This window comes from Rhizobium sp. LjRoot258 (assembly GCF_964254185.1).
Taxonomy (GTDB): domain Bacteria; phylum Pseudomonadota; class Alphaproteobacteria; order Rhizobiales; family Rhizobiaceae; genus Rhizobium.
In genome coordinates, this window is record NZ_CAXUST020000002.1 from 565378 (window position 1) to 580303 (window position 14926).

Genomic DNA, 14926 nt, shown 5'->3' on the forward strand with positions numbered 1-14926 from the left:
GGAGGCGCATTGGGCGCGATGCTTAGAATCGCAACCGCCCAAGCGACAACACAGGAGTCGGCCGATGATGAGCACACGAATTTCGCAGAGTGCCTGACATGGGCACGACTTCTCGCCCCAGAACCACCGGTGTGCGGCAATTCCTTGATCTTGAGCAGCAGCGCGATTGGATAGCGGGCAAGATCGACTTGCCGGACGCGGGCGACCGCTCAGAGTCCCTGGAACAGCGCTTCAAATATGTCGCTCGATTTGAGAAGCTACTTAGTCGCCCGCAAGCGGGAGAAGTGCTGGAGATTCTCGGGCTATACGGTCCAAACTGCATTCCCTTGCTGCGCAAGACCGAGCGCTACTACTGGTCGGTTTCCTGTCTGCCATCCACGTCGGACAAGCCGCTCGTACGCGTCAATGCGAGCTGGATGGAGCTTTTCACGCTCTATGCTCAAGGCGACGATATCCGCGCCAGATTCATCGTGCATCTTTCGGATTTCACTACAGATCGTTCAGCAACGCCGAGCCGGGTGGACGAACCCTTTCCCGAGCAAAGCGTTGCGATGCCAGAGGACGTCAGTTATTTCTTCCCGCGTGGTGCGGACATTTTCGGCATCAATGTGCGCGGCTCTGTCTCGATCCGCAAACTCCTCGGGAGCCGCCGCGTGGTGCGCGCCATTCGCACGTTCAACCTGACGCACATGAACCGCGGGCGGAACGCCTATCAGGCGAGCCATTGCTACAGCGTGGCGGATTATATGCGGGCAGATTTAGGGGTTCTTTAACGCACGTCATCCTGGTGAACTCACCGTCGCCGGTGGCGGCCGCATCTCGCGAGGTCGAAAAGACAACTGAGGCACACTCGCGCTTGAATGCAGTGGCGACGTTCGCTCGTCATCAACTGCAAAGGTATCGCTCGGTACAGGTTTCCTAGCGGCGCGGTGCCAAATCCGAGCTCCGTGAAGGTGGTCGGGAATGGCGCGCAGTCGATTCCCAGTTGACAGAATTGTTATCGATAACATACCATGAAGCGCAAGTTCGCTTTGGGAGGAGCGCCGATGAATAACGAGAAACTGCTGGAGTTTCGCTCCATCACCAAAGAGTTCGGCGGCACTCGTGCCTTGTCTCAGGTATCGCTGGATCTGCGTCCCGGAGAGATCCTTGCGCTTCTCGGAGAAAACGGCGCCGGCAAGTCGACCCTCATCAAGACGCTCGCCGGAATCTACAAGCCAGATGGCGGCGATATTCAGTTTCGCGGCGAGCCCTACGTCCATCGGCCGCCAAAGCCGAACGAGCGCCAACCCGTCGCTTTCATCCATCAGGACCTGGGCCTCATTGAATGGATGACGGTTGGCGAAAATGTCGGATTGGCGCAAGGGTTTTCCATGCGCTCGCGCCTGATCGATTGGAAGCGCACTGACGGGCGGGCACGAGAGGCGCTGAAGCTTGTCGGCTGTGATTTCGATCCTTCGACGCGGGTCCAGGATCTGACCCGGACGGAAAAGTCCCTCGTCGCGATCGCCCGTGCGCTCGCCGTCGAAGCGGATGTACTCGTTCTTGACGAACCGACTGCAAGCCTTCCTGCAGATGAGGTGGAGCGGCTCTTCAATGCGATCCGCCCTCTGAAAGAGCGGGGGGTTGCGATGATCTATGTGTCGCATCGCCTAGACGAGATTTTCCGCATAGCCGATCGCGTGGCGGTCTTGCGCGACGGCCGTCTGGTCGGACAGAAGCCGGTCGCGCAGACGACGCCGGACGAATTGATCGAAATGATCGTCGGACGAAAGGCGGACCAGCTCTTCGCCAAGGCAGAGAGCCGTCCCGGAGAGCCTATCGTCACAGTGCGAGGCCTCGCCTGCCGCAGTGCCGGACCGGTATCCTTCGACATCGTAAAGGGAGAACTGCTCGGACTTGTCGGTCTGCGCGGAGCAGGTCAGGAACTCATTGGCCGGGCTCTGTTCGGCTGTGAACCCTTTTCTGGTACGGTGAAGGTCGACGGAGGTGAACCGGACCTGTCGAGTCCCGTTGCGGCGATGAGATCCGGTATAGGATTGATCGCGCGGGACCGCACGGAGGAGTCCGTTGCGATGTCGCTGTCGCTTCGCGAAAACACTTATCTCAATCCGAGTGCCTCCGGCCGCGGACTGTTCTCTTTCCTTTCACCGTTCAAGGAAGCCGCGCTGGCGCAGACGATCGGCGAGAGCGTCGGGTTGCGGCCCAACGACCAGAGCTTGCCGATCGAAGCGTTGTCTGGCGGCAATCAGCAGAAAGTGGTGGTCGGCCGCTGGCTTGCCACCGGCCGCAAGCTGCTGATCGCCGAAGATCCGACCGCCGGCGTCGACGTCGGCGCCAAAGCCGATATCTATCGGCTGATCGCCCGTGCCCTTGAAGCGGGCCTCGCGGTCGTCGTCGTGTCGACGGATTTCGAGGAAATCGCCCACATCTGCCATCGCGCGCTGGTCTTTTCACGCGGACGAATTGTCCGCGAGTTGCAAGGCGCAGACCTAACCACATCGGCGGTGATCGCTGCCGCATCGGCCTCAGAGGCCGCTTGAGTTCCGGGAGAAAGACAATGCAGTCGATCGAATCTACCGCCCTTGAACCAACCAGGGGGGAACTCGCAGGTCTCAGCTTCACGCAGAAATTGCTCCGGTTTCTTCCAGTCTATGGCCTTGTCATCCTCACATTGCTGCTGATCGTGCTGTTTTCGCTGCTGCTGCCACAGACCTTTCCGACGATCCTCAACCTTCGCTCGATCATTTCCGACAAAGCGATCATCGCTATCCTGTCACTGGCTGCGATGATACCGATGGCTGCTGGCCGCATCGATCTCACGGTCGGTTACGGTATTGTGCTCTGGCACATTCTCGCGATCAGCCTGCAAACCATGTTCGGCATGCCATGGCCGATCGCGGTGGTGATCGTGCTTTCTCTCGGCGCCTTCACCGGCTTCCTCAATGGTCTTCTGGTCGAAGTCGCGCGGATCGACTCGTTCATTGCAACGCTCGGCACCGGCACGATCCTTTACGCGCTGGCACTCTGGCACACCGGCGGCCGACAGGTGGTTGGCGTCCTGCCCCAAGGCTTTTATTCGTTGAATGGTACGATGGTATTCGGCCTGCCGATCACCGGTTTCTATGTGCTGCTGTTTGCCGTCGCGCTCTGGCTCATTCTCGAATACCTACCGATTGGCCGTTACATCTATGCGATCGGCGCTAACCCGAAAGCGGCTGCGCTGAACGGTATTCCGGTCCGCCGCTTCGTGATTGGCGCCTTTGTCTCGTCCGGAACGCTTGCAGCACTTGCCGGTATCCTTCTCGCTTCGAAGCTGCGCATCGGTCAGGCAAGCGTCGGTCTCGAGTATCTGCTTCCCGCGCTCGTCGGCGCTTTCCTTGGTTCCACCACCATCAAGCCAGGGCGCGTGAATGTGTGGGGCACTATGACCGGTGTCATCATTCTTGCCGTCGGCATTTCCGGCATCCAGCAATTCGGTGGCTCGTTCTTTGTAGAACCACTCTTCAACGGCATTACGCTGCTCGTGGCTATTGGCATCGCCGGCTATGCGCAGAGGAAACGGGGGGCTGCCGGGAAGGTCGCAATTCCAGGTCCGGCACCTGTCAAGACAAAGAAAAACTAATCGCGCCTTCACCATCTTCAAAGGGAGGAAGTACATGAAACGCAGAACGCTTATCCAGGGTTCAGTCGCCGTGCTGGCACTGATTTTGGCAGGACCGGTGCTGGCCGATGCCATGACCGATGCAAAGACGGTGGTCGAGAAGTACGCCACCCGCGTAACCGCCTGGGACGGACCGAAGGCTAGTCCGAAGGCGCAGGAGGGTAAGACGATCGTCGTGCTCGCTGGCGACCTTAAGAACGGCGGCATTCTCGGCGTCACCACCGGCGTCCAAGAAGCTGCAGCAGCCATCGGCTGGCAGGTCAAGGTTCTCGACGGTGCCGGTTCGATCGGCGGTCGCACGGCAGCGTTCGGCCAGGCGATGGCTCTAAAGCCCGCCGGCATCATTATCAATGGCTTTGATGCAGTCGAACAGGCGCCGGCACTTGAGCAGGCAAAGGCTGCGGGCATTCCGCTGGTTGCCTGGCACGCCGGTCCGGTGATCGGGCCTGACGAAAAGACCGGCCTTTTCGCCAATGTGAGCACGGACGCGATGGAGGTCTCGAAGGCGGCGGCTTATTGGGCCTACGCAGATGCGAAGGGCAAGCCGGGTGTCGTCATCTTCACCGACTCGACCTACGCGATCGCGATTGCCAAGGCTGACAGGATGAAGCAAGAGATCGAGAAGCTCGGCGGCAAAGTCCTTGAATATGTCGATACGCCGATCGCCGAAACCTCCCAGCGCATGCCGCAGTTGACGACATCTCTTCTGCAGAAATATGGCGACCAGTGGACCCATTCGCTCGCCATCAACGACCTCTATTTCGATTTCATGGGCCCGTCGTTGGCCGCAGCAGGCAAGGGCGGAACGGATGCTCCGATCAACGTCGCCGCCGGTGACGGATCGGAATCGGCCTATCAGCGCATCCGCGCCGGTCAGTTCCAGAAGGTAACGGTTGCCGAACCGCTGAACCTGCAAGGCTGGCAACTTGTCGATGAACTGAATCGTGCATTCGCTGGCGAAAAATGGTCTGGCTATCTTTCGCCGCTTCATGTTGTTACCGCTGACAATGTCGAGTTCGACGGCGGCCCCAAGAACTCCTTTGATCCCGACAACGGCTACCGTGACGAGTACAAAAAGCTTTGGGGCAAAATGTAACTACATCTTCCCGGAGACTGGGCACCGCGAATGGTGCCCTTTTTTCTGTTTGGATGTTTTGCTTGTGCAAACGGAGCATCAAGACGCAGCGGATGGTTCCTGACCTATAGTTTCCTAGTGGTATTGCCCTGAACCAGCCTTATCGCAGCTCGCCATGAGCCGTTCACATGTGCGTTGGCGAGCATGTTCAAGAGCGCCTCAGCCGCTATCTCGCCAATCGCCGCGCGCGGCACGTCAACGGTGGTAAGCTTGGTACGCACCGTATTGGGAAGAGACGTACCGTTGAATCCGATGACGGACACCTGATCTGGGACCGCTATTCCCGCTTCGTGCAGGTGGGACAGGCCACCAAGCGCCATGGCGTCGTTCAGGAAATGGATCGCCTGGATGTCGGGATGAAGGCGCATCAATTGCTGCGCCAAAGTGCGTCCGGTTTCCGCCTGTCTCGGCTTGGCCTCGCAAACCAAGCTGATCAAATCGACGCCACTGGCGGCAAGCGAGGATCGCAGCGAGAGATATCGGCGGCGGGCGCAAATATCCTTGTCCAGTTCCGCCCCGATATAGGCAATCCGCCGCAGGCCGCGTGAAAGTAAATGCTCTGCGACAAGACGCCCTGCCTCCGCATGTGATGGACCGGCGCTGAAATCGAGATCCGTCTCGTCGCAATCCCAAAGTTGTATCGCTGGACAGTTGCGCTTTTCCAGCAGCCTCTGGGCATCCGCGCTGCGCGCCATGCCGCCATTCAGCAAGAGGCCTGCCGGCTGGAACGATAGCATGGCCCGAATGAGATCAGCTTCCACGGCGGGATCAAAGTGGGATTCTCCGATGAATGTGTGAAAGCCCCTCGGCCTCAGCACGGCGTTCACGCCGCTCAGAACTTCGGAAAAAACGATGTCGCTGATCGAGGGAATGATCACGGCCACCATTAGATTCTTGCGTGAGCTTAAAGATCCTGCAAGGCTGTTGGGTAAATAGCCAAGTTCGTCGGCTGCCTGCCTGACCTTTTGGCGGGTTTCATCAGAGATGTTGCCGACATCTCGCATCACCTTCGAAACGGTCATCCTGCTCACCCCCGCTTTCGCTGCCACATCGCGCAGAGTTGCTGTTTTTTCCCGTTTATGGCTCACCGCATCCCCCCTTCATCAGCTGCATAAAGCGCTTGACGCCCGCATTTGTTATCGATAACATCTTTTTAGGTTACCGATAACCTTTGCATTTGTCCAGAGCCGGCGCTGAACGGGCCGTTCTCATGAAGGCAACTTGTTTGCTTGGAGTAGTGCAGCGAGATCGCGACCGATCAAGAGGAGGAAAAGTCATGACCATTTCAAACTTTATGCGCGCGGCCGCAGCCGTAATCGCAATGGGCGTCGCAAGTCTGACGTGGGTTGTCGAGGCCAAGGCCGTAACGCTCAACGATATCATATCGCGCGGAACCGTCCGGATCGGCGTCCTGACCGGTGCGCCGCCAATGGGAATGGTAGACGAAAAGGGCAATCCGACCGGCTACGACGTTGATGTCGCAAACCTGATTGCCGGTTATCTCTCGCTGCCCGTTGAACTGGTGCCGCTGACGCCACCGGCGCGTATCCCGGCGCTTCAGACCGGCAAAGTCGATTTCCTTGTTGCGACGTTGGCTCCGACAGGCGAACGGGCAAAGACCGTCATGTTTACCCAACCCTATAGTGCTTTCAACATGGATATCATATCCGGTCCCGACCAGAAGTTTGGGAGCCTTGCCGATCTGAAGGGCAAGCGGGTCGCGGTCAATCGTGGCTCGTCGCAGGAAACCGCCCTGCGCAAGGCGGCGGTGCCGGGCATGGAAATCGTGGTCTTCGAAGACGATTCAACCAGTGCGCAGGCGCTAATTGCCGGCCAGGCCGATGCGGTTGCCCTGCCTTCGACAGTTGGCGAGGCGATCATCAAGCAGCGTCCTGACGCTGGACTGCAGGTTGGTTTCACATTCTTCCAGCAAGGCAACTCGATGGCGACCAAGTTGGAAGATCTCGAATTGCGTCAGTGGTTAAACACGGCAATCTACCTGATGAAGATCTCAGGCGATCTCGACAAGATCGCGACGAAATGGACTGGTCGTCCTATGCCAACGCTTCCGACATTCTGAGTAAGGCTGCGTGAGGTGCCTGCCAGCTATCGCGCTGGCAGGCCACGAAACTTCGACGGAGCTTGCTTATGTCTTATACATTTCAATTTGGGGTGCTGGCGCAGTATCAAAATGAGATCCTGAACGGCATCTGGCTGACGATCAAACTTTCGATAATTTCGATCATCCTTGGTTCCGCGGCAGGTGTTTTCCTTGCTTCCGTGCGCTCCATACGAGGCGGCACAGTGCGTTTCCTTGTCGACGCCTATGTCGAGGTGATCCGCAATACGCCTTTCCTGATCCAGCTCTTCATCGTCTATTTTGGATTGCCGGGCCTCGGCTTGCGCGTCGGTGCGGATACCGCGGCCTTGATCGGAATGACGATCAATCTCGCCGCCTATTCGACGGAAATCATTCGTGCCGGTATCGAGGCCGTGCACAAATCCCAGATCGAGGCGGGTGAGGCGCTGGGCTTCACCCGATTTCAGATCTGTCGCCACGTTATCATCGTGCCGGCGGTTGCGAAGGTCTATCCGGCGTTGTGCAGCCAGTTCGTGCTGATGATGCTCGCATCAAGCATATGCTCGGCGATTTCGACCCACGAGCTAGCGGCATCGGCTGCTTTTGTGGAATCACAAACCTACCGCTCCTTCGAGGTCTATATCGTCGTAACGCTGATTTATCTCGCGCTTGCGCTGACGTTGCGTGCGGGCTTGGCGCTCGTCGGTATGTGGCTTTTCGGCCGGCGCGTCGCCCGCCGCACCATGACCGCTCTGCGGGAGGCACAGGCATGACGCTCAGAACGTTCGGCTTCAATGAATTCGGTTTCCTGCTGCAGGCCCTGCAATGGACTGTACTTCTGACGGTCATCGCGCTGATCGGCGGCGGGCTTCTTGGCTTTGCCGTCGCGCTTGCCCGCACCTCTCGCATGCGTGCCCTGCGCGCCACAGCGGGCACCTATATCCAGGTCATTCAGGGCATTCCGGTGCTGATGATCCTGTTTTTGTCCTATTACGGCCTCAGCCTTGCCGGGTTCGAGCTGCCGCCGCTGATTGCCGCGGGTGCATCGATGACGATCTATGCCTCCGGATATCTTGCAGAAATCTGGCGCGGCTGTATTCAGGCGGTGCCGAAGCAGCAATGGGAGGCGTCGGAGTCGCTCGCCATGAGCCGGCTGCAGCAGTATCGCTACGTCATCCTGCCGCAGGCTATCCGAATATCTCTGCCCCCTAGTGTCGGCTTCGCGGTGCAGGTCGTGAAGAACACGTCGATCACATCGATCATCGGCTTCGTCGAACTCGCCCGTGCTGGGCAGCTCATTAACAATACGACGTTCCAGCCCTTCCGTGTGTTCGTCGCGGTCGCAATTCTCTATTTCGCCGTCTGTTACCCGTTGTCCCAGCTCTCTCGTTGGCTGGAAAGGAGGCTTCATGCCGCAAGTAATCGTTGAAAATGTTCATAAGAGCTTCGGTGCGTTGGAAGTTCTCAAAGGTGTGTCGCTCCGTGTCGGGCGAGGGGAAGTATTTGCGCTGATCGGCCGCTCCGGCTCGGGTAAGAGCACGCTTCTTCGCTGCATGAACGGCTTGGAGAAGATCAATTCCGGCCGCATCGAGATCGCCGGCCACGCGCTCAGCGGAGACGCCAAGGCGATGCGAAGCCTGCGCACCGACGTCGGTATTGTCTTCCAAAGCTACAATCTGTTTCCGCATCTGACGGTCGGCGAGAACATCATGCTGGCCCCGCGCGTCGTCAAGGACGTCTCGAAGACGGAAACACGGGAAATTGCCCGCGAGGTGCTGCAGCTCGTTGGCCTGTCGGAAAAATTCAATGCCTATCCGGATCAGCTTTCCGGCGGCCAGCAGCAGCGCGTCGCGATTGCCCGTTCGCTTGCGATGCGCCCGAAGGTGATGCTCTTCGACGAAGTCACGTCTGCGCTGGATCCGGAACTGACGGAGGAAGTGCTGACGGTCATGGAAAAGCTGGCGCATGACGGCATGACCATGATCCTCGTCACTCATGAGATGGGCTTTGCGCGGCGTGTGGCGACGCAGACCATCTTCATGCACAAAGGCACGATCTGGGAACAGGGGGCATCCAAGGCGCTGTTCGCCAATCCACAGACGCCGGAGTTGCGGCAGTTTGTGAAATCAGATGTGAAGTAGCCTTCAACGCGCAATAACGGTGCCCAACCGCAAAGGGGTGGCTCATGGGATGGCCGCCCCGGCTGTCACCGTCAGCGGGTCGTTTGTCGTAGAATGAGATCCGGCCGGATCGTTATCAGTCCCGCTCCATCCGTCAATGTCCCGTCCAGAACGTCGAGAATGAGCTGCGCCGTTTTCGCCCCGATCTCTGCCGAAAAAGCATTGATGGTCGTCAGGCTAGGAACGCAAATTGCACCGATCTCGTAGTCACCGAAGCCGCCGATGGCGATCTGTTCCGGCACCTCAATGCCGCGCCGCTGGCATTCAGTCAGTGCGCCGAACGCGGAAAGATCGGAAACGCAGATCACCGCTTCGGTATCTGGAAAACGTTCCAGCAACTTGCCCATCGCGTTTGCGCCTTCGCGCATTGAAATCGGCGGCGGCCCGGCGGCAATCAGACGCGTCGCATCCAACCCATGATCCTTCATTGCCGCGACGAAGCCGACCCTCCGATCACTACCACGTGTATCACGGTCGGCGTCACCGCCGATAAAGGCAATCTTTCGATAGCCAACAGTGACGAAGTGATCGATCATCTTGCGCACCGCCAGGGCATTTGAAAAGCCGACGACGTGCCCGATCGGCTCTTCTGGAAGATCCCAGGTTTCAATGACGGGGATTCCGGCATTCGACAGGAGCTTGCGGGCACGGGGCGTATGTTTTCCGCCGGTCACGACGATTGCCTCCGGCTTCCGCCGCAAGAGTTGCTCGATCAGCCGCTCCTCTTCACGAACGTCATAGTTCGTGTAGCCGAGGAGGACCTGCAAGCCTCTTTCAGACAAACCATCAGACAGCGTCCGTACCGTATCAGCGAAATTGGCATTGTTGATCGAGGGGATCGTCACCGCCACGAAGTCGGTGCGCTGCGATCGCAGATTGGAAGCCGTACTGTCAAAGACGTAGCCGAGTTCTTCGGACGCGCGCAGCACGGCCTCGCGTGTCTCTTGACTGACAGAGGTGTCGCGCTTGAAGGCGCGGGAAACCGTCATCGGCGACACGCCGGCCATGCGGGCGACATCCGCCATGGTTGGGGGCTTGCGAATGTTGGCCATCTGCATCCATGTTATCGTTACCAAGAGCAATACAACCATTTTGAAGCGCGATTGCAAGCACCTTGTGACTTCAACGCACAGCTCTCGTGTCGCATCCTGATGCCTGCCGACATTTTTGCCGACCTTGTGTCCCTATTCGAAGCCTTATGCGACGTGGGCAACGCCTCTTTGAGGCATTGCCGATCGGCCTCATAGGCTCGTTCAGAGCGGAAACTCGTTTGCCTGCGTCACATGATGATGGATGCGGCCATCGAAAAAGCGTGCCAACACTTCTTCTGTTGCTGCCTTGGCCGCAGTGCGAGCTGGACTGGCAAGTGCGGCTTCGACGGTCGCGATATCAGGATAGTTGATGGCAAGGATCATGGGGATTTCCGGCGCGCCTTCATCGCGGGCATCCGCGAAGGTAACACGCACATCGAGCGCGCCCGGAAAGGCCTTCCATTTCGGCAGGATGTTTTCAAGGACGGCGGCCCGGAACGCCTCCGTCTGGCCTTCCTTCACCTTGCCTTCGAAAAGGGCGTAACGTGTAATCATTGTGCGATATCCTTCTGTGGTCCCTTGAAAAATTCCATCAGAGCGGCCTGATCCTCGCCGCCCAGACCAGCGGCAGTCAGCATGCGATGAACTTCGGCGCAGATCGCCGTCAGGGGCATCGCCGTATTCGTGCGGCGGGCAAGGTCCTGGGCGCGGTTCAGATCCTTGACCATGTTGTCGATCCGGCCGGTGCGTCGGTAGTCCTTGGCGACGAAGCGCGGCATGTACTCCTGGAGGATTGCACTGTCGGCTCGACCGCCCCGCAGCGCCTGAGGAATCTTTGCGGCATCCACGCCTGCGTCGAGCGCCAATTGGGTTGCCTCTGCAACCGCCAGAAAGTTCAGCCCGCAGAGAACTTGGTTGATGAGTTTTGTTGTCTGGCCAGCTCCTGACGGGCCCATATGCGTGTAATTCGAGGCGACATCACGCAAGACCTGGTACGCGTCTGCGACATCCTGTTCCTCGCCGCCTGCCATCAACGTGAGCTGCCCAATCAGCGCCTTGGGAGCTCCGCCTGACAGTGGGCTGTCAACCCAGCGCAAACCCTTCTGCGCCGCGTCGGATGCGAGCGCTTCCGTGGCTTCCGGGTCGATCGAGGACATGTCTATGATGAGCGTTCCGGGTTTGGCACCCTCCGCGACACCGCCTGCGGCAAAGACTGCGTGCCGCACGATTTTCGCTGAGTTGAGGCTGAGGATGACGTAATCCGAACTGGCTGCGGCTTCGGCAGCGCTCGACGCTGACCTGGCGCCTCTGTCTACCAAGTCACGCACCTTGTCCTTGTCCAGATCGAAGACGACAAGATGGTTCCCGGTTTCCGCAAGCCGAGCGCCGATGGCACCACCCATCGCCCCGGCGCCAATCAATGCAACTCTATTTGTCATTTTCCACTCCTCCCAATTGGGCAACGATCGCATCAACGATAGAGGCAAGAGGCCGATCGATGTCTACTTTGATCGCATTCTCATCCATTTCGGGCGGTTCCAGAGCCGCAAACTGGCTTGCCAGCAATGCGGCCGGCATGAAATGCCCTTTTCTGTCATTCATTCGCGCTTTGATGACGTCGGCTGTGCCTGCGAGATGGATGAAGGTCACCGGTGCGCCCGTCGTTGCGAGGATATGGTCACGATAGGCTCGCTTGAGCGCCGAGCAGCCGACGATGAGAGGCCCTTCAGGCTTGATAAGGACCTGTCCCACGCGCGTTAGCCATGGCCAGCGGTCCTCATCGGTTAGCGCCACACCGCGGCTCATCTTCTCGATGTTTGCTGACGGATGCAGGTCGTCGCCGTCCAGATACGCCGCCCCTAATCGGGCTGCAAGCGTCACGCCAACCGTGGACTTGCCGCATCCTGCAACACCCATCAGGACCATTCGCAAAGGGATCTCATAAAGAGGCAGTGATACCACCATCGACATAAAGCACATGTCCGTTCACGAAGGAGGAAGCGTCGGAGGAGAGGAAAATGCAGGCGCCGACCAGCTCCTCTACCTTGCCCCAGCGGCCGGCCGGCGTGCGCTTTTCCAACCAGGCCGAGAAGGCCGGATCGGCCACGAGAGCGGCGTTCAGCGGCGTGTCGAAATAGCCGGGCGCAATCGCATTGCATTGCAGGCCATATTTTGCCCAGTCGGTCGCCATGCCCTTGGTCAGGTTGGCGACGGCGCCCTTGGTCGCCGTATAGGGCGCGATGCCGGGGCGGGCAAGCGCGGTCTGGACGCTGGCAATATTGATGATCTTGCCGGCGCCGCGTTTGATCATGTGGCGGGCGACCGCCTGGCCGACATTGAACACCGTGGAGATGTTGGTTTTCAGCAACCGCTCGAAGGCATCGGCCGGAAAATCCTCCAGCGGCGTACGATGCTGCATGCCGGCATTGTTCACAAGGATGTCAATGGCACCGGTCTCCGTTTCGAAGTCATCCACGGCTCTGCGTACCGTATCGTGGTCGGTGGCATCGAAGACCAACTGATGCGTTTTAGGGCCAAGCTCCTCGGCCGCTTCGGCGAGCGTTTCGGCATTGCGTCCATTGAGCACGATCTCCGCGCCGGCCCCAGCCAGGCCGCGTGCGAGCGCAAACCCAATGCCTTGTGACGACCCGGTGACGAGCGCGCGCCGGCCAGTCAAATCAAACAGGCCTCGCCTCATGTTTCTCCTCCATTTTTCATCTCGACATTCCAGATATCAGTCTTTATGTTATCGATAACATTGATTGTCAAGGGACGGAGACATCGAAATGAGCAACCCTGAAATCCTCCAGGTCGGCCCCTATCCAGAATGGGATCAAGGGCCATTGAACGCGGCCTTCACCGTGCATCAATATTTCGACGCAGCCGACAAAACGGCTTTCCTCGCCTCCGTCGGCCCGAATGTCAGGGCTATTGCTACGAGAGGTGAGCTTGGTGCCGACCGGACGATGATCGAGGCTTGCCCAGAACTCGAACTTATCTCCGTCTATGGGGTCGGCTTCGACGCCGTCGATCTCGCCGCCTGCCGCGAGCGGGGTATCCGCGTTACAAACACACCGGACGTCTTGACAAAGGACGTGGCCGATCTCGGTGTGGCGATGATGCTGTGCCTGTCACGCGGCATGATCGGTGCGGAGAGTTGGGTCAAGGATGGGAGCTGGGCCGCCAAGGGGCTCTATCCGCTGAAACGGCGCGTATGGGGCCGGCGTGCCGGGGTGCTCGGGCTTGGTCGGATCGGTTACGAAGTGGCAAAACGCCTCCAGGGCTTCGACATGCAGATCGCCTATTCCGACGTCGCAGCCAAGGATTTCGCGTCCGGTTGGGAGTTTGTTGGCGACCCTGTCACGCTCGCAGCGCGATCAGATTTTCTCTTCGTCACACTGGCGGCGTCTGCCGCCACGCGTCATATCGTTGGTCGCGACGTGATTGCCGCACTGGGCAGCGAGGGAATGCTGGTCAACATCTCGCGTGCTTCCAACATCGACGAGGAAGCATTGCTCGAGGCACTCGAAAGCGGGCTTCTTGGCTCTGCCGCCCTTGATGTTTTCGAGGGTGAGCCGGCGCTCAACCCGCGCTTTCTGGGTCTTGATAATGTCCTTCTGCAGCCACACCACGCCTCAGGAACCATCGAGACGCGCAAGGCCATGGGGCAGCTGCTGCGCGACAATCTCACGGCGCACTTTTCTGGTCAGCCTCTGCTGACGCCGGTTCTTTGAGGAGACGTCGATGAAGGCGATCATCGTTCATGGCGCGAAAGATCTGCGTATCGAGGAGCGTCCGGTTGATGCCCCGGGTCCTGGAGAAGTGCGCCTGCGCCTCGCTGCCGGCGGGATCTGCGGCAGCGACCTCCATTACTATAATCACGGCGGCTTCGGCGCTATCCGTTTGCGCGAGCCGATGATCCTCGGACACGAGGTTTCCGCCTATGTCGAGGCGCTCGGGCCAGGCGTCGACGGCCTCAAGCCCGGACAGCTCGTCGCCGTCTCGCCGTCCCGTCCATGCCGTACCTGCCGCTACTGCCAGGAGAGCCTGCGCAACCAATGCTTCAATATGCGTTTCTACGGCAGTGCGATGCCATTCCCGCATATTCAGGGGGCTTTCCGGGAAGTGCTCGTAGCGGACGCGGTTCAGTGCGTACCGGCCGATGGTCTGACGCCAGGGGAGGCGGCAATGGCCGAGCCGCTGGCGGTGACGCTCCATGCGACCCGGCGGGCGGGAGAGATGCTAGGCAAGCGGGTTCTGGTTACCGGTTGTGGACCGATCGGCGTTCTGTCGATCCTTGCTGCGCGCCGTGCGGGTGCTGCCGAAATCATCGCGACTGACCTGTCCGATTTCACGCTCTCGCTGGCACGCAAGGCTGGTGCGGACAAAACGATCAATATCGCCAGCGCGCCGGACGCGCTTGCGCCTTACGCCGCCGACAAGGGTTGGTTCGACGTGCTTTACGAATGCTCCGGTGCCGCCCCCGCCTTGGTGGCTGGAATCACCGCCCTGCGGCCGCGCGGCGTGATCATCCAGCTTGGACTTGGCGGAGATATGAACCTTCCCATGATGGCGATCACCGCAAAGGAGTTGGAGCTCCGCGGTTCCTTCCGCTTCCATGAGGAATTCGCAACCGGTATCGGACTGATGAAAAAGCGCCTAATCGACGTCAAGCCACTCATCACCCAGACACTTCCGCTGTCGGATGCGTTGAAGGCCTTCGAAATAGCGAGTGATCGGGCCCAAGCGATGAAGACGCAAATCGCCTTCGACTGAAACTGGTTCGGCTCAAGCGCCGTCCAAGGTGCGTATCGGCAGCCATCGCACGGTACCAGT

16 protein-coding genes are annotated in these 14926 nt (G+C 59.1%); 10 read left to right on the plus strand and 6 right to left on the minus strand.

From position 1 onward, the window contains the following. Positions 1–98: 98 nt before the first annotated feature. The 4 genes from ACSQ9D_RS23465 to ACSQ9D_RS23480 all read left to right on the plus strand — a co-directional run bounded on the left by ACSQ9D_RS23465 (position 99) and on the right by ACSQ9D_RS23480 (position 4760). Complete coding sequence (locus ACSQ9D_RS23465; RefSeq protein WP_436284316.1) at positions 99–773, plus strand: hypothetical protein; 675 nt, start codon at positions 99–101, stop codon at positions 771–773. 273 nt (positions 774–1046) lie between these two features. Further along, the gene (locus tag ACSQ9D_RS23470) at positions 1047–2543 is read left to right on the plus strand and encodes a sugar ABC transporter ATP-binding protein (protein WP_047522518.1); all 1497 of its coding nucleotides are present in this window, start codon (positions 1047–1049) and stop codon (positions 2541–2543) included. Positions 2544–2560: 17 nt separating this feature from the next. Next, positions 2561–3625, plus strand: coding sequence for an ABC transporter permease (locus ACSQ9D_RS23475; protein ID WP_436284317.1), 1065 nt, complete (start codon positions 2561–2563; stop codon positions 3623–3625). Between the two features lie 34 nt (positions 3626–3659). Beyond that, the gene (locus tag ACSQ9D_RS23480) at positions 3660–4760 is read left to right on the plus strand and encodes an ABC transporter substrate-binding protein (protein WP_436284318.1); all 1101 of its coding nucleotides are present in this window, start codon (positions 3660–3662) and stop codon (positions 4758–4760) included. Positions 4761–4864: 104 nt separating this feature from the next. Here the strand turns inward: ACSQ9D_RS23480 and ACSQ9D_RS23485 are convergent, their stop codons facing one another. After that, entirely contained in the window at positions 4865–5887 is a 1023-nt protein-coding gene (locus ACSQ9D_RS23485) for a LacI family DNA-binding transcriptional regulator (RefSeq protein WP_436284319.1), read from the minus strand. 206 nt (positions 5888–6093) lie between these two features. Here ACSQ9D_RS23485 and ACSQ9D_RS23490 point away from each other — a divergent pair, with 206 nt between their 5' ends. From ACSQ9D_RS23490 to ACSQ9D_RS23505, 4 genes are all read left to right on the plus strand, one after another. Next, on the plus strand, positions 6094–6879 hold the full coding sequence (locus ACSQ9D_RS23490) for a transporter substrate-binding domain-containing protein (protein WP_436285148.1): 786 nt from the start codon (positions 6094–6096) through the stop codon (positions 6877–6879). A 68-nt stretch (positions 6880–6947) separates the two neighbouring features. Further along, positions 6948–7652 (plus strand): amino acid ABC transporter permease, encoded by a 705-nt coding sequence (locus ACSQ9D_RS23495; RefSeq protein WP_436284320.1) that lies wholly within the window; start codon positions 6948–6950, stop codon positions 7650–7652. After that, the gene (locus ACSQ9D_RS23500) at positions 7649–8308 is read left to right on the plus strand and encodes an amino acid ABC transporter permease (RefSeq protein ID WP_436284321.1); all 660 of its coding nucleotides are present in this window, start codon (positions 7649–7651) and stop codon (positions 8306–8308) included. The genes ACSQ9D_RS23495 and ACSQ9D_RS23500 overlap by 4 nt, the downstream gene beginning before the upstream one ends. Further along, on the plus strand, positions 8289–9020 hold the full coding sequence (locus tag ACSQ9D_RS23505; protein WP_436284322.1) for an amino acid ABC transporter ATP-binding protein: 732 nt from the start codon (positions 8289–8291) through the stop codon (positions 9018–9020). Before ACSQ9D_RS23500 ends, ACSQ9D_RS23505 begins: the two co-directional genes overlap by 20 nt. Positions 9021–9091: 71 nt before the next feature. Here the strand turns inward: ACSQ9D_RS23505 and ACSQ9D_RS23510 are convergent, their stop codons facing one another. From ACSQ9D_RS23510 to ACSQ9D_RS23530, 5 genes are all read right to left on the minus strand, one after another. After that, entirely contained in the window at positions 9092–10111 is a 1020-nt protein-coding gene (locus ACSQ9D_RS23510) for a LacI family DNA-binding transcriptional regulator (protein WP_436285149.1), read from the minus strand. 201 nt (positions 10112–10312) lie between these two features. After that, positions 10313–10645: a hypothetical protein gene (locus ACSQ9D_RS23515; protein WP_047522509.1), complete on the minus strand. Its 333-nt coding sequence runs from the start codon at positions 10643–10645 to the stop codon at positions 10313–10315. Then, on the minus strand, positions 10642–11529 hold the full coding sequence (locus ACSQ9D_RS23520; protein WP_436284323.1) for an NAD(P)-dependent oxidoreductase: 888 nt from the start codon (positions 11527–11529) through the stop codon (positions 10642–10644). Before ACSQ9D_RS23520 ends, ACSQ9D_RS23515 begins: the two co-directional genes overlap by 4 nt. After that, positions 11519–12016 (minus strand): gluconokinase, encoded by a 498-nt coding sequence (locus ACSQ9D_RS23525; protein WP_436285150.1) that lies wholly within the window; start codon positions 12014–12016, stop codon positions 11519–11521. The genes ACSQ9D_RS23520 and ACSQ9D_RS23525 overlap by 11 nt, the downstream gene beginning before the upstream one ends. Positions 12017–12029: 13 nt before the next feature. Further along, positions 12030–12788, minus strand: a complete 759-nt coding sequence (locus ACSQ9D_RS23530; RefSeq protein WP_436284324.1) for an SDR family oxidoreductase — start codon at positions 12786–12788, stop codon at positions 12030–12032. A gap of 88 nt (positions 12789–12876) precedes the next feature. On the opposite strand from ACSQ9D_RS23530, the gene ACSQ9D_RS23535 reads away from it, so the two are divergent. Both ACSQ9D_RS23535 and ACSQ9D_RS23540 read left to right on the plus strand, forming a co-directional pair. After that, a complete protein-coding gene (locus ACSQ9D_RS23535; RefSeq protein ID WP_436284325.1) occupies positions 12877–13824 on the plus strand; it encodes a 2-hydroxyacid dehydrogenase in 948 nt (315 codons plus the stop codon). 10 nt (positions 13825–13834) lie between these two features. Further along, complete coding sequence (locus tag ACSQ9D_RS23540) at positions 13835–14866, plus strand: L-idonate 5-dehydrogenase (protein ID WP_436284326.1); 1032 nt, start codon at positions 13835–13837, stop codon at positions 14864–14866. Positions 14867–14926: the final 60 nt, after the last annotated feature.